The organism is Nonomuraea dietziae, assembly GCF_014195505.1.
Taxonomy (GTDB): Bacteria; Actinomycetota; Actinomycetes; order Streptosporangiales; family Streptosporangiaceae; genus Nonomuraea; species Nonomuraea roseola.
This window is the reverse complement of the sequence record NZ_JACIBV010000001.1, coordinates 1,219,467-1,233,314: the sequence shown is the minus strand read 5'-3', so window position 1 is coordinate 1,233,314 and position 13,848 is coordinate 1,219,467. Positions and strand designations below refer to the sequence as shown.

The following is a 13,848-nucleotide window of genomic DNA, read 5'->3' as shown; positions in this document are numbered from 1 at the left end:
GGTGGGGGCTAGCCTTTGAGTCCGCCGGCGAAGCCCTTGATGATGTGCTTCTGCAGCGCGAAGTAGACGACCAGGATCGGGATGACGCTGATCACCAGGCCGGCGAAGATGAGCGGCCACTGGGAGACGTACTGGCTGACGAAGCCGTAGATGGCCACCGGAGCGGTGGTGTTGTCGCTGCCGCCCAGGTAGAGCAGCGGTGTGAAGAACTCGTTCCAGATGCCGACGGTGTTGAGGATCACCACGGTGCCGGTGACGGGCCGCAGCAGCGGGAAGACGACGGTGACGAACGAGCGCACCGGGCCGCACCCGTCGAGCAGGGCCGCCTCCTCGTAGTCGAGCGGCAGCTCGCGCAGGAACATCGTGTAGAGGAAGACCGAGAACGGCATCTGCTGCCCGACGTTGATCAGGATCACCGACCAGACGGAGCCGAGCAGGTCCAGGTCCCGCATGGTCGCGTACAGCGGGAGCAGCGCGAGCTGACCGGGGATGAGCAGCCCGCCGATGACGAAGGAGAAGGTGTAGCGCGACCAGCCGCGGGTCACCCTGGCCAGCGGGTAGGCGGCCAGAGCGGAGAAGGCGATGATGAGGACGACGCTGACGGCCGTGATGGCGAAGCTGTTGGCCAGCGCCGCGCCCAGGCTGGCCTGGTCCCAGGCCTGCGCGTAGTTGTCGAGGGTGGGCGGGAAGTCGAAGGCCAGCGCGCTGGTCTGGCTGTCCTGCGACTTCAGCGACACGTTGAGCAGGCCGACCAGCGGGATGAGGAACACCAGGGCCAGCAGGACCAGCGTGGCCTCGCGGGTGAGCGTCCGCCAGGTGTATCGCGCGTGCATCAGGAGCTCTTCCTCTGCGTCAGGCGGAACTGGATCCCGGCCAGCACCGCGATGACCACGGTCATGACGACCGCGAGCGCGATCGAGAACGGGAAGTCGCCCAGCGAAAAGGCGCTCTTGTAGATCGTCGTGGAGATCGTCTCCGTCGCGGTGCCGGGCCCGCCGCCGGTCATGGCCATCACCTGGTCGAACTGTTTGAGCCCGCCGATCAGGCAGAGCATCACGTTGATCACGACCGCGCCGTTGAGGAGGGGCAGCACGACGCGGCGGAACTTGCTCCACGCGCCCGCCCCGTCGATCGTGGCCGCCTCCAGCACCTCCGAGGGGATCGCCTGCAGTCCCGCCAGGTAGATCACCATCGAGTAGCCGGAGAACTGCCAGACGATCTCGGCGACGATCGCGTACAGCGCGGTGTCCGGGTCACCCAGCCAGTCGTGCGCCAGAGAGCCCAGGCCGACGGCGCGCAGCGCGTCGTTGACCGCGCCGTTGGGCGAGAGCAGGAAGCTCCACACGTACCCCGCGACCAGCGGCGTGAGCACCACCGGGGCGAAGAAGATCACGCGGAGTACGTAGCGGCTCTTGACCATGCTGTTGACGCCGAGGGCCAGCAGCAGCCCGACGACGTTCTGCACCACCGTCGCGGCCGCGGCCAGGACCAGCGTGTTGACGAGGGCGTCGCGGGCGGTCCGGTCCGCGAAGACCCTGGCGTAGTTGTCCAGGCCGACCACCGACCAGTCGGGTCGCAGCCCGTTCCAGTCGGTGAAGGAGAACAGCGCGCCGTTAACGCTGGGGACGACGACGATGAAGAGGTAGACCGCGATCGCCGGGACAACGAACCACCACGGGGCGCGAACGCCCACCTTGCGGCGGCTCCGGCCGGCCACGGAGGGCTCCCGTATCCCAGACGGTGTCGTCGTCGCATGCGGCAAGGCCACGTGTGGCTCCTCTCGCAGATGTCCATGGCGGGGGTACGGCCGTCGAGAGGCCAACTCCATGACATGCTGTGAATCGATTCACAGCGTTTCGGGCAGATTACGCGTCGCCCGATCGGGTGTCAATGGCGCGGCGTGAATCGATTCACGACTGCGCTAGGCTTGCAGTCGACCATGGACGACAAGGAGTCCGATGACCTCTGAACCGGTGCCACGGCGGTCGAAGGCGGACGGTACCGCCCCCACGGTGGGCGACGTCGCGGCGCGTGCCGGAGTCTCGCGAGCGACCGTCTCCTACGCCTTCACCCAGCCCAACCGGGTCTCGCCCGAACTGCGCAGGCGCGTCCTCGCGGCCGCCGACGAGCTCGGTTACGTCGGCAACGACGCGGCGCGGCGGCTGCGCGTCGGCCACAGCCTCGCGCTCGGGCTGCTCGTCTCCAGCACGAGCAACCCCGTCTACGCGGAGATCGCGGCGGGCGCGGAGGCGGAGGCCGCCGCGCACGGCCGCTTCATCCTGGTCGCCAACAGCGACGAGAGCCCCGAGCGCGAGCGCGCCTACATCAACTTCTTCGAGTCCCAGCAAGTGAGCGGTGTCGTGGCCGCTCCGGTGGGCGACGTTCCGGCGGAACTGCTCGGGCTGAGCAGGCGGGGGACACCGTTCGTGCTGGTCGGCATCGCCCCGGGCCCGCACAGCTATCCGGCCATCTCGGGCGACAACGAGCGGGGCGGCTACCTCGCCGCCTCCCACCTGCTCGCCCAGGGCCGGCGGCGCCTGCTGTTCGTGGGCGGCACGCACCCCCACATCGACCTGCGCCTGGCGGGGGCCAGGCGGGCGGTCGCCGAGTCCATGGCACCGGCCTCGCTCGAGGTCGTCCGCGTCCAGGTCCAGACCGCGAAGGTCGGCGAGACGGTCGCGCGGACGCTGCTCGAGCGCCCGAGGTCCGGCCTCCCCGACGGGATCCTGGCGGGCAACGACCTGCTCGCGCTCGGGCTCCTGCACGGGCTCATCGTGGCGGGGGTCCGGGTACCAGAGGATCTCTCGCTCGTCGGCTACGACGACATAGAGTTCGCCGACTTCGCGATCGTGCCGCTCACCTCCATCCGGCATCCCTCCGCGGCGCTCGGCGCCAGCGCGGTCCGGATCCTGCTCGGCATCGAGGACGAGGAGGACACGCGGGGTCGTTTCGATCCTCAGCTCGTGGTTCGCGCGACCTCGCTCCCCGTGGGGGACGACGGCCACGCGTAGCGACGCCCTCGGCCCGGCGCGCCTGTGACCGCCGAGCCGCCCTGGGCCTGCCACGGCGCGGGGCGGCAGCCGTACCATCGCGTTGTCGTGAGGGCCGCGCTGGCGCTGACATCAGCGGGCCAGGCGGCCGCGGCGACGCCGAGGACTTCGGGACTATCCGGCGTACAGTTTGGCGATGCGCGTGCCGAGATCGGCGCCGTAGTTCTGGTGGTAGACCTGGGCGGAGCAGTAGACAGGGCCGCCCTGCCGGGCCAGGCCGGCCGTCCAGGTGGCGGCGTTCTCCACGCCGGGGTCGCTCATCTGCAGGCCGGTGACGGCGATGTCATCCACGCGCACGTCGACGACGTTGTCGCCCACGCCCTTGCGCTCGTACAGCCGCCATTGCAGTGTCGCGCTCGTCGCCCCGGTCAGCTTGGCCGTCAGGTCGATCGTGGTCTGCTGCCAGGCGTACTCATCGGCGGCGACGTCCCGCTCCCACACCACCTTGCCGTTGAGGAGAAGCTGCTTCATGTGGTAGCCGGCCGGGCTCCCGGACCCGCGGTTGTCCCGATGCCAGAAGCTCACCGCGCGCTTGGTCGCGCCGGGCGTGAGCTGGACCGTCCGCGTGGCGCTGCACCACATCCCGGGGCTGGTGGGAGTGTCGGCTTGTACGACGAAGCTGAGCCGTCCGTTGCCGGTCCGGGCGAGGTTGTCGGTCGCCGGGCGCGTCCACCCGGGGTCACGGGACATGTACGGGAGCTTGTACTGCAGGATCCCGGCGAGTTCTCCCGCGGCGACGTGCTCGAGCGCCTTCTTGGTGATCGCCTCGACGTAGGCCACGGTCGGTTTCAGGGCCGTACGGCTCAGCGGGTGGACGTAGGGCATCAGGTAGATGTCGGTGTCGGGGAGGCGCTGCGCGACCTGCTTGACCTGGTAGGACAGGCTCCACGTCCACGACGTGTCCCGGACCGGCTCGTCGCGGAAGGGGAAGATCACCCCATCCAGCAGCGGGGCCTGCTCGGCGGCGAACGTATCGGTGAACTGGCTGTAGTAGACGGTCGGGATGAACTTGAACGACGGGTTGATCGCCTTGGCCGCCGCACGCATCTGCTCGACGTACGCCGGGGTGAACGTCTTGAGGTCGAAGCCGTAGTCGTCCACCGTCCAGCCGATCAGGTTCGGATGGCTCTTCGAGAGAGTGGCGAGCTCGCTGGACCATTTCACGTAGTCGTGCCCGTGCGGCCGGGAGACGGCCGACTGGCTCGGCGCGTAGACCATGACCCACACGTTGATCCCGGCGTCCGCGGCGGCCAGAAGGAACTCGTTACGCAGGTCGTCCCAGTGATCGTAGCCACCGGCCAGAGGATAGACGTAGGTGTTCACGTTGAGTGCCTTCAACGCTGTGATCATCGCCCTGGAGTCCATGTGCCTGATGCCGTCGGCCCGCGGCTCCACCTCCCGGATGAGATTCCCCGCCGTCCCCACCACGCCAGGGCCCGCGGCGTGGGACACACCGGGAAGCAGCGACAGCAGCAGGGCGACGACCATGACGAGCACGGGACGGGGCACGACGTTCCTTCAGCATGATCCGTGGACGAGGGTTCGTCAGCATAGGGAACACCGGTATGTCGCCGGTATGGCGTGACGCGCCGCCCCGGACGCGCGATGTCCGCCGCACGTGATGACGCGGTGTGGCTCGGCGTCGATGCCGTCGCCGCATGTCCCTGCGCCACGACCTGCTCACCCGCCTCCATCAAATCGCGATCGAGTACGGCAGGCAGGCCGCCTCCCAACTCAAGGTGATCAACGCGGGAGCCGGCGGGGCCGCGCACCTGCCGGGCATGCTGGCCTCCGTGACGACGCTGCCCGTCATCGGGGTGCCGGTGCCGCTGAAGTATTTCGACGGGCTCGACTCCCTGCTGTCGATCTCCAGATGCCCGCGGGGATCCCCGCGGCACCGTCGCGGTCGGGCGGGGCGCGCAACGCTGGTCTGCCGGCCGTCCGCATGCTGGCCGCCTCCGACGAGGGGCTGCGCGGCAGGCTGGACGCCTTCCAGGAGTCGCTGCGCGACCAGGCCACGCCAAGGGCGAGAAGCTGAGGGCCGAGGCGGCCGCGATGACTCAGCCGTCGTAGCCGAGCAGGTCGCCCGGCTGGCACTCCAGCTCGCGGCGGATCGCGCTCAGCGTGCTGAAGCGGATGGCCTTGGCCTTGCCGTTCTTCAGGATCGACAGGTTCACGATCGTCACCCCGACCCTGTCGGCCAGCTCGGTGAGCGTCATGCCCCTGTCGGCCAGGAGTTTGTCCAGGCGCACGCTGATGCGGTGCTCCTGCTCGGGCGGCATCAGACCAGCCCTTCGGTGTCCGCGCGCAGCCTGGCGCCGTGCCTGAACACCTCGGCCAGCGCCAGGACGCCCAGGCCCACCAGCCCCGCCCACCTGAAGTCGTCCCTGCCGGTGATCGAGGTGCCCTCCAGCGGCGTGCCGGACACCAGCCCGCCCATGGCGAGCTGCTCCACCCACGGCACCAGGACGGCGAGCCCGATCAGCAGCCCGCCGATCACCGCGAACCTGCGCGCGTTCGGCGGGATGAAGGGGTCACCGGCACGCAGCGTGACCACGCGCAGGAACACCAGTGCCACCGCCCCCAGCGGCAGGGTGGTCAGCAGGTCGGGTACCTGGAGCAGGAAGCGCTGGTAGAGGGTGGGCTGGGCGACCATGATGGTTTTGTCGAAGTTGGGCGTCACCAGCCGCCGACTCCGATCTCGCCGTCTGGGCCGTACAGGTGCCACCGGCCGTCGGCGTCGCCTGCTAGTGGCTCGTCACCGAACCTCCCTGGGCTGTTGATCTTTTGCCGGACAATCTTGGCGGAACTAACGTCTGCTGGTTATGAACAAGGTGACACTGGCGGCAGCCGCAGCTGTGGTCATGATCGGTGGGGGCGCCTGCTCGGCCCCCAGCGCGGAAGTCTCAAGCAGCCCTCCTCCGGCGACCCCCAAGTCAACCACGAAGTTCACCACCGTCCCCGACGCGTGTGAGCTCCTCGAACGGGAGACCCTCACCAAGTACGCCCCCGAAGCGTCCTGCAGGCCCGGGGCCGAGGACGACCGGCAGACCGTCAACGACAAGCAGGAGCCCATCATCCGGCGGGGGCCACGCTGGGAGCCCGCCCACACCGCCCAACAGGGCAAGTTCCATGCCACCGTCGAGGTCAACCTGACACTCGGCTTGGACACCTACGCTGAGGACCAGGAATCCGCGCAGCGGTCGATATCCGGCTCCGCCGTCGGCAACGAACGCCCGATCGCGGGGATCGGCGACGAAGCCAGCCTCTACTACGGAGTCGGCGACAAGCAGGGCCACAACGGCAACCTCGCCAGGGGAATCCTCGTGTCCCGCTGGGGCAACGTCTCCTTGCGGGTCTTCTACTGGCACTACCAGGCCGCCGCCTCCGACGACGGACTCAGCGAGCAGCAGGTGCTGAAAGCCCTCAAGGCCATCACCAGGGACGTCTACGACGACCTGAGCTGACCAAGGGCTCGGTCAAGGTCAGCTTCGCGATCCGGTAACGGACCGGTGAACATGGCACAGCATCAGGAAGGGGTGAAGCAGGTGGGTGAGAAGGAGCGCCGCAAGGACGAAGGCAGGCGTCAGCAGGACCTGGAACTCCAGCTTGAGCAGGAGCGCCAGCAAAGAGCACGAGAAGCAGCGGCGGCACAACAAGCAGCAGAGGCCGCAGCCTGGCAGGCCATCCAGTAGCCGGGCAGCACGGTCGCGCAGCAGGGGTGCCGAGCGCGAGCATGATGGACGGCTACCTCCGGCGCGACAGCGGCGGCTGGTAGGGACGTTACCCGCCATCACGAAGCGTGATCGTCTCAATGTCTCGTCTCATCCGTGCTTGTGCCCTACGCGTGCAGGCGCGCGAGACAGGGAGACATTGAGACGATCACACGCAGTGAAAGACGGTGGCGCGGGACCAGGGCTGGCAGCGACAGTACCGAGCCCCCGCTCACAGCGCTCGATGCGGCCGCTATCGATCCGGAAACGGTCCCGGAACTCAAGAAGCGAGAGGGTGGTTGGGGTGCACGTAGCCATCGCGGACAATCCCCCTTCGGGTTCTCGGGACGGCTGGTGATCTCTGTCGCTACGGTTCGTACCGGTTCCGGGACTTCAGCAGGTCACGGCTTCGGAAGCCCCGGCCGGGATGTTCGGCATGGCGTTGACCATCTTGGTTTCCAGTACGGCGCTGGCATTGCTTTGCACCCCAGCGCCGGGTGGCTCGGACAGGTGTCGCCAGCCGAGAAAGCGGTAGGTGCCGGGTTCGAAGATCAATTCGGCGCGCTCCCATCCGTCTGGTCCCTGATATCTGATCGAGGCGCCGATGCCCTGTCGCCCGGCCAGGTCGGCGAGGTCGGTGCGCATGGTGGCGGTGGGCATCTGGGACAGCGCGTCGAGCACCGCCGCCCGGAGGGCGGGACCGGGGAAGGGGTTTTGGGCCAGGGTGACGAGACGGCTTGTCACCGTGCGCTCGATGAGCCGCTCGATCTGATCCTTGCTGGGTGGTGCCGTGCCGGGCTCGGGCTGTTCGTTCCTGACCGAGGCCTCGGCGTCCGCGCGAATCCGGGTGAGCAACTGGTCCGGGTCAGCGGGCAGGTCGCCGCCACCGGTCGGCGAGAGCACGTGCACGGTGCACGGCCCGGCGCGCTGGAACTCGACTGTGCCCGGGGTCTCCATACTGGTCGGAACCGGGCCGGTGTGGGTGCGCAGCTTGCCGTAGGTGAGGCGGGTCAGCGCGCCGCCGGGGTCGGCGGCGGGAATCCAGTACTCACGGCGGATTTCCTGAGTAACCTCCGAACGGCCGCGCCCGTGACCCCATACGGTCATCCTGATCTGGTCCGTGCGGTTGACGTAGAGGATCTGGCCCGGCTGTGGCGCTTGTTGCCGGGCGGCGGCCGTGGCCGCTTCCTGGAGCAGTTCCGCCGCGTTGGCCGGGGTCGCACCACCGTCGGCACCGGTCAGGAAGGCGACTGCGGCGACGGCTGCCGCCAGGCCGACCGCGGCCGTCCTGAGCAGGAGGCGGTGCTTGCCAGGGCCGGTATGAGGCGTTCGTTCCGCCAGCGCCTCTGCTGCGAGCAAGTCCTTCGCCTTGACGATGGCCGTGGCGGAGGGACCGGGCAGCGCGTCGTGGGACGTCTTGATCTCCTGCAGGTCATCGGTCATGACGACTCCTCGATGGTGATGAACGGGCGGAGTTTCCTGCGGGCCCGGTTGAGCCGCGAGCCGACGGTGCCACGCGGGACGCCGAGTGCCTCGGCGATCTCCTCGTAGGTGAGCTGGGCGCAGGCCACCAGCAGCAGCACGGTCCGGTCACCCGGCGAGAGCGCGGCCAGACCGGCGGCCAGTCGCGGCTGCATGACGGCGGCGGACACCCGCTGGACCACACGCTCGTCGTGGCTCACGACATTGGAGACCTCGGCACTCCTGGTCAGGGCGCGATACCTGCGGGCCTCGGCGCGCCGGTGGCCGTCGACCAGATTGGAGGCGATGCCGTACAGCCAGGGACGGGCATCGGGGCGGGACAGGTCGTAGCGCGTACGGCTGCGAAAGGCCCGCAGGAACGTCTCCGCGGCGATGTCGTCCGCCGCAGATTCCCCGAGACGGAGGTGCACGTAGCGGTGAATGGCCTCGTGATGCCGGTCGAACAGCGCGCCGAACCGTTCGGGGCGGCGCAGTGACACCTCGATGAGCTGTGCGTCGGTCTCAGCGGTTGGCGGAGCCGACTGCGGAGGGGGAGCTGGCATGCCTGCCCTTCAGAGAAGAACCATGGACACGCCTCCTTCGCCGTTCCCCTGATTCGTGTTCACGCCCAGCAGATCATCCCTAGACCTGATTCTCCGCACTCGGCTTCCTCTGGCATGCCGGGCAGGATCTCCACGTTCATGCCGCGCGTGCGTGGTCCTGTCCTCGGGTAGCGACGCGGGCGTAGCCGATCCGGATCGCATGGGCCGAACCAGGCGCCAGGGTGTCGGTGACGGTTGTTCCTCAGACCCCTGACATCGTCGGCGAGCTATCGGATGTCGCTGCGCATCGCACGACGAAGCGTCCTGGGCCAGCTGGCGGATGCATGTTCTGTCGTGGTCGAGCGGTCAGGTACCCCACGTAGATCTCCCTGCGGAGATCGTCCATCCTGTCGACGCGAGCGCGTCGAGTCCGCACGACATCGCCTGCCAGCGTGGCGCCGACACCTAGAACGCCACCGAGCAACGTCTGATCGCGACCCACCAATCCATGGCCCAAAAGCGCAGCTGGTGCTCATTGGATACGAGATGCCCGCGAGCGGGTGACCGTTGTTATCGTCGCCGCCCTGCTGCTGGGCGGGACGACAGTGCCACCGACCACGGCTACACGGGGCCCGGGGCGTCGTCTTCCGCGACAGCTTCTCCTCCTCGGCGGAGACGTGCGAGGCGTGGAGCGCCGTCCACGGCAGCTGGGTCGTCACCTACGGCGTGTACGGCCAGCAGGACACCACGCGTACCGGATGGAAGGCCGTCGCCGACGATCTGGTGATCGTCGACGGCCTCGTGGAGGCCACCCTCGCCTTCCGTGCGCTCGCGACCTCCACGGCCTTCGGCGGCGTTCAGGTACTGACGGCGAAGCCCGGAGACGCCTACACGCACTCCGGTTACCTGATCTATCTCCGTCCCAACGGGATGGTCGAGGCCGGGACCGGCGTCATCGCGACGGGGCATCGCACGGGTGCGACGACGCTCCGGGTCGAGCTCCGGGGCGCCGAGATCAAGGCCTCCGCCGGTCGCGCGCCTGCCAGGTCCTCACCTGGCAGGGGCGGATCCGGTGAGGGCATGGCCGGTGGTGGCGTCGACATGGGAGGGCACGGCCTCGTGGCGATCGCCCACGCTCAGGGTGCCGGTCGGCTCGAACATCAGGATCGAGGCCCCCGCGGGCGAGGACGGCTTGTGCTCGACCCCGCGCGGCACGACGAAGACGGCGCCCTTGGGCAGGGTGACGGTCCGTTCCGTTCTCGAGTCGTCGCGCAGCGCGATGGCCAGCTCGCCGTCCAGCACCAGGAAGAACTCGTCGGTGTCGTCGTGGGCGTGCCAGAGGTGCTCGCCCTCGACCTTGGCGATCCTGACGTCGTAGTCGTTCACTCGAGCGACGATCCGCGGGCTCCAGAGTGCGGTGAAGGAGGCCAGCGCGGCCTGCAGGTCGATCGGTTGGTTGCTCATGCCGCCACTCTGGCGGTTGGCCTGGCGGGGCAGTGAGTGCTAGGAATCGCACATGCCGCAAGAATCCTCGCATCGGGTCGTGATGATCGTCGATGACGGCTCGAACCCCTTCGAGCTGGGGGTGGCCACCGAGCTGTTCGGCCTGCGCCGTCCCGAGCTGGGCAGGCCGTGGTACGACTTCACGCTGTGCGCCCCCGGCGAGGTCGTCATGCACGCGGGACTGTTCAGGATGTCGGGCATCGCGGGCCTGGAGGCGGTGGAGCGCGCGGACACCGTCATCGCGCCCAACAGGCCCGATCCTGAGACGCCGCCTGCCCCTGCGGTGCTGGAGGCCATCAGGCGCGCCGCCGGCCGCGGCGCCCGCCTGGTCAGCTTCTGCACCGGCGCGTTCACCCTGGCCGCGGCGGGCGTGCTCGACGGCCGCAGAGCGACCACCCACTGGCGCTGGGCGGAGCTGTTCCGCGTCAGCTTCCCGTCCGTACGGCTCCAGCCCGACGTGCTGTTCGTGGACGACGGCGACGTGCTGACCGCGGCAGGCAGCGCCGCGGCTCTCGACCTCGGCCTGCATCTCATCCGCCGCGACCACGGCGCCGAGGTCGCGAACGCGGTGAGCCGCCGCCTGGTGTTCGCCGTGCACCGCGACGGCGGCCAGCGCCAGTTCGTCGAACGGCCCGTGCCCGAGATCAGGAACACCTCGCTGGCGCCGGTGCTGGCCTGGGCCCAGGAGCGTCTGGACCGCCCGTTGACCGTCGCCGACCTGGCCGCCCGCGCCGCCGTCAGCCCCGCGACCCTGCACCGGCGCTTCCACACGGAAGTCGGCACCACCCCGCTCGCCTGGCTCACGAGCGAGCGCGTCGCGCTGGCCTGCAGGCTCATCGAACGCGGCGAGCCCAGTCTCGACGTGGTAGCCAGGGCCACCGGACTCGGCACGACCGCCAACCTGCGGACGCAGCTGCGCCGCCAGACCGGCCTCACCCCCTCGGCCTACCGCGAGCGGTTCGCGCGCTCCTGCATGCTCTGACGGCCGACCCTCTCCAGGCCGGCTGCCATCCCGGTGACCTCGACCCGAGCAGTGGGGGAGTCCGGCTGCTCCACCGGAGCGCCGCCGGGCCGTTCGAGACCCCGCCCCATGCGGCCGGCCCGCATCCGGGTCAGCCGGTGCGGCGGACGCGGGTCAGGGCCAGCCCGCCGAGGGCCATGGCGATCAGCCCTACTGCCAGGGCCAGGTAGCCCCCGACTATTCCGTAGCCGGTGCCGGGACCACCCTCGGCGGCGGCGACGACCAGCCCGCCGACGACCGCGCCGGCCAGCCCCGCCGCCAGCGCCATCATGGCCCCGCCTCGTCCGGTGCCGATGCCGAGACGACTGGCGGGGCGGGCCAGAGCCAGCCCGCCGATGACCGCGCCGGCCAGCCCCAGCAGCGCGGCCACCAGGGACCAGAGGCGGCCGGAGGTCATGGCGTAAGCGCCGGCGGGGTCCGGCTGGACCAAGACCTGCGCGGCCGCCGGCGCGGCAAGCCCGAAACCACCGATCAGGGCGGCTCCGGCTACGACGAGCAAGAATCGAACTGGCATGAGGTGCTTCCTCTCCTGCGACTGGGTGTCGTCTGATCATGTCCGCCGGACCGGCCGCCGGTCGTCCAGCGAACGCGGGCAATGTGCGCTGACGCCGATGCCGCAGCCGGCTACCGCGGACGCCGCAGGAGCCGCGAAAGTACCGCGTGTGCGGTAGCCGGCCGATCATCCGCGCGCAGGAGTCACCCGCGCGGACGTCCGGCTACAGTGCGCGCATGCGCATAGGACGGTCCGGTGTCAGGGCCTGGGTCACAGACTGGACGATCGCCATCTGCGTGGCGGCGGCGTTGCTGGTCACCGGGCTGTCCGGGCAGCACTCCACCACGAACCTCGACCTGTTCGGCTACGCGCTGCTGACGGCGGGCGGCCTGGCGCTGGTCGCGCGCCGCCGGGCCCCTGTTCCCGTCCTGGCCGTCACCGGGCTGTGCGCGGTGGGTCATCACGCGGCCGGTTTCGACGTGCCTGCCGTCGCCTACCTGTTCGCGGTGTACGCCGCCGTGCGGGCGGGACACCGCGCGATCACGGTGGCGGCGAGCGTGATCGTGCTCGCCCTCCTCCCTCTCGCGGCCCTGGCCTCGGGCCTGCACGACACGGGTGAGGCGTTCGCGCAGGCCAGGGGCGCGCTCGAGCTGGCCTGGCTGGTCGCGGCCGGCGCCGCGGGTGAAGCGGTGCGGCAGGCCGAGCGACGGGCGGAGGAAGCCGAGCGCACCAGGGAGGAGATCGCGCAGCACCGCGCCGACGAGGAGCGGCTGCACATCGCGCGGGAGCTGCACGATTCGCTCACCCACCAGATCTCGATCATCAAGGTGCAGGCCGAAGTCGCCGTCCACGTCGCCCGCAGGCGTGGTGAACAGGTGCCGGATTCCCTGCTGGCGATCCAGGAGGCCGGACGTGAGGCGGCGCGGGAACTGCGCGCCACCCTGCAGGCGCTGCGCGATGACGACACGACCCCGCCGCGTGGGCTCGACGACGTTCCTGAGCTGGTGGAACGGGCCCGTAGCATCGGCCTGGACGCGACGCTGACGATCGAAGGGCAACGACATGACGTGCCGGCCGCGGTGAGCCGGACCGTCTACCGGATCGTGCAGGAGTCGCTCACCAACATCGCCCGCCATGCCACCGCCGCTTCCGCGTCGATCCGGATCGACTGCCGTCCGGACGGCCTCGCGATACGCATCGACGACGACGGCAGGGCCACACCGGACGCCGCCCCTGTGCCCGGCGTCGGGCTGCTCGGGATGCGCGAACGAGTCACGGCACTCGGCGGCCGGCTGCGCGCCGAGCCGCGCAGCGAGGGCGGTTTCACCGTCCAGGCTGAACTTCCTGTGGGGCAGACGCCGTGATCCGTGTCCTGCTGGTCGACGACCAGCCACTCATCCGCAGCGGATTTCGCGCGCTCCTCGACCTGGAAGACGACATCGAGGTGGTGGCCGAGGCCGGCGACGGGGCAGAGGGCGTGGCTCTGGCGAAGGAGCATCTGCCCGACGTGGCTCTCATCGACATCCAGATGCCGGTCGCCGACGGCATCGAGGCGACCCGGCGCATCGCCGCCGACCCGGCGCTGGCCGGGGTGCACGTCGTCATCCTGACCAACTACGGCTTCGACGAGTACGTCTTCCACGCGCTGCGCGCCGGCGCGGCCGGATTCCTCGTCAAAGACATCGTGCCCGAAGACCTCCTTCACGCCGTGCGCGTGGCGGCGCGCGGTGACGCGCTGCTCGCCCCTTCGATCACCCGCAAGCTCATCAACAGGTACATCACCCAGCCGCTCATCGCCGGCGCCGGCACGGGGCTGAAAGACCTGACCAGCCGCGAACGTGAGGCCGTCGCCCTGGTCGCGCACGGCCTGTCCAACGACCAGATCGCGGACCGCATGGTGATCAGCCCGATGACCGCGAAAACTCACATCAACCGAGCCATGGCCAAGCTCCACGCCCGCGACCGCGCTCAGCTCGTCGTCCTCGCCTACGAATCAGGCCTGGTGGCCCCGGGCGGCTCCTGACATCTCGGCCCGGGGTCACAGATGCATCAAACTGGCTTGATG

15 protein-coding genes and 1 pseudogene are annotated in these 13,848 nt (G+C 69.6%); 7 read left to right on the top strand and 9 right to left on the bottom strand.

The features are described from left to right. Positions 1–8: 8 nt before the first annotated feature. Together FHR33_RS06090 and FHR33_RS51605 are read right to left on the bottom strand one after the other, a co-directional pair. Positions 9–833, bottom strand: a complete 825-nt coding sequence (locus FHR33_RS06090; protein WP_183644686.1) for a carbohydrate ABC transporter permease — start codon at positions 831–833, stop codon at positions 9–11. After that, complete coding sequence (locus FHR33_RS51605; protein WP_221240957.1) at positions 833–1,717, bottom strand: carbohydrate ABC transporter permease; 885 nt, start codon at positions 1,715–1,717, stop codon at positions 833–835. The genes FHR33_RS06090 and FHR33_RS51605 overlap by 1 nt, the downstream gene beginning before the upstream one ends. Before the next feature lie 241 nt (positions 1,718–1,958). Here FHR33_RS51605 and FHR33_RS06080 point away from each other — a divergent pair, with 241 nt between their 5' ends. Continuing rightward, positions 1,959–3,011 carry a LacI family DNA-binding transcriptional regulator gene (locus tag FHR33_RS06080; protein WP_183644680.1) on the top strand — a complete coding sequence of 351 codons (1,053 nt, stop codon included), beginning with the start codon at positions 1,959–1,961 and terminating at the stop codon, positions 3,009–3,011. A gap of 153 nt (positions 3,012–3,164) precedes the next feature. Here FHR33_RS06080 and FHR33_RS06075 read toward each other — a convergent pair whose 3' ends face one another. After that, positions 3,165–4,559, bottom strand: coding sequence for a hypothetical protein (locus FHR33_RS06075; protein WP_183644678.1), 1,395 nt, complete (start codon positions 4,557–4,559; stop codon positions 3,165–3,167). A 149-nt stretch (positions 4,560–4,708) separates the two neighbouring features. Here FHR33_RS06075 and FHR33_RS06070 point away from each other — a divergent pair. Further along, positions 4,709–5,088 (top strand): annotated as a pseudogene (locus FHR33_RS06070) (AIR carboxylase family protein). A gap of 22 nt (positions 5,089–5,110) precedes the next feature. Here the strand turns inward: FHR33_RS06070 and FHR33_RS06065 are convergent. Together FHR33_RS06065 and FHR33_RS06060 are read right to left on the bottom strand one after the other, a co-directional pair. Continuing rightward, a complete protein-coding gene (locus FHR33_RS06065) occupies positions 5,111–5,332 on the bottom strand; it encodes a helix-turn-helix domain-containing protein (protein WP_183644675.1) in 222 nt (73 codons plus the stop codon). Further along, positions 5,332–5,733, bottom strand: a complete 402-nt coding sequence (locus FHR33_RS06060; RefSeq protein ID WP_183644673.1) for a DUF2975 domain-containing protein — start codon at positions 5,731–5,733, stop codon at positions 5,332–5,334. The genes FHR33_RS06065 and FHR33_RS06060 overlap by 1 nt, the downstream gene beginning before the upstream one ends. Positions 5,734–5,875: 142 nt before the next feature. On the opposite strand from FHR33_RS06060, the gene FHR33_RS06055 reads away from it, so the two are divergent. Then, positions 5,876–6,517 carry a hypothetical protein gene (locus FHR33_RS06055; RefSeq protein ID WP_183644670.1) on the top strand — a complete coding sequence of 214 codons (642 nt, stop codon included), beginning with the start codon at positions 5,876–5,878 and terminating at the stop codon, positions 6,515–6,517. 51 nt (positions 6,518–6,568) lie between these two features. Continuing rightward, positions 6,569–6,745: a hypothetical protein gene (locus FHR33_RS06050; protein ID WP_183644667.1), complete on the top strand. Its 177-nt coding sequence runs from the start codon at positions 6,569–6,571 to the stop codon at positions 6,743–6,745. Positions 6,746–7,156: 411 nt separating this feature from the next. Here FHR33_RS06050 and FHR33_RS06045 read toward each other — a convergent pair whose 3' ends face one another. From FHR33_RS06045 to FHR33_RS06035, 3 genes are all read right to left on the bottom strand, one after another. Further along, entirely contained in the window at positions 7,157–8,206 is a 1,050-nt protein-coding gene (locus FHR33_RS06045) for a CU044_5270 family protein (RefSeq protein ID WP_183644664.1), read from the bottom strand. Beyond that, complete coding sequence (locus FHR33_RS06040) at positions 8,203–8,787, bottom strand: RNA polymerase sigma factor (RefSeq protein ID WP_183644661.1); 585 nt, start codon at positions 8,785–8,787, stop codon at positions 8,203–8,205. The genes FHR33_RS06045 and FHR33_RS06040 overlap by 4 nt, the downstream gene beginning before the upstream one ends. A gap of 1,029 nt (positions 8,788–9,816) precedes the next feature. Continuing rightward, on the bottom strand, positions 9,817–10,230 hold the full coding sequence (locus tag FHR33_RS06035) for a cupin domain-containing protein (protein WP_183644658.1): 414 nt from the start codon (positions 10,228–10,230) through the stop codon (positions 9,817–9,819). Positions 10,231–10,312: 82 nt separating this feature from the next. On the opposite strand from FHR33_RS06035, the gene FHR33_RS06030 reads away from it, so the two are divergent. Further along, positions 10,313–11,251 carry a helix-turn-helix domain-containing protein gene (locus tag FHR33_RS06030; protein ID WP_246452517.1) on the top strand — a complete coding sequence of 313 codons (939 nt, stop codon included), beginning with the start codon at positions 10,313–10,315 and terminating at the stop codon, positions 11,249–11,251. A gap of 130 nt (positions 11,252–11,381) precedes the next feature. Here FHR33_RS06030 and FHR33_RS06025 read toward each other — a convergent pair whose 3' ends face one another. Continuing rightward, positions 11,382–11,804, bottom strand: a complete 423-nt coding sequence (locus FHR33_RS06025; protein ID WP_183644652.1) for a DUF6223 family protein — start codon at positions 11,802–11,804, stop codon at positions 11,382–11,384. 215 nt (positions 11,805–12,019) lie between these two features. Here FHR33_RS06025 and FHR33_RS06020 point away from each other — a divergent pair, with 215 nt between their 5' ends. Both FHR33_RS06020 and FHR33_RS06015 read left to right on the top strand, forming a co-directional pair. Beyond that, on the top strand, positions 12,020–13,147 hold the full coding sequence (locus tag FHR33_RS06020) for a sensor histidine kinase (RefSeq protein ID WP_183644649.1): 1,128 nt from the start codon (positions 12,020–12,022) through the stop codon (positions 13,145–13,147). Then, positions 13,144–13,806 (top strand): response regulator, encoded by a 663-nt coding sequence (locus tag FHR33_RS06015; RefSeq protein WP_183644647.1) that lies wholly within the window; start codon positions 13,144–13,146, stop codon positions 13,804–13,806. The genes FHR33_RS06020 and FHR33_RS06015 overlap by 4 nt, the downstream gene beginning before the upstream one ends. Positions 13,807–13,848 lie beyond the last annotated feature (42 nt).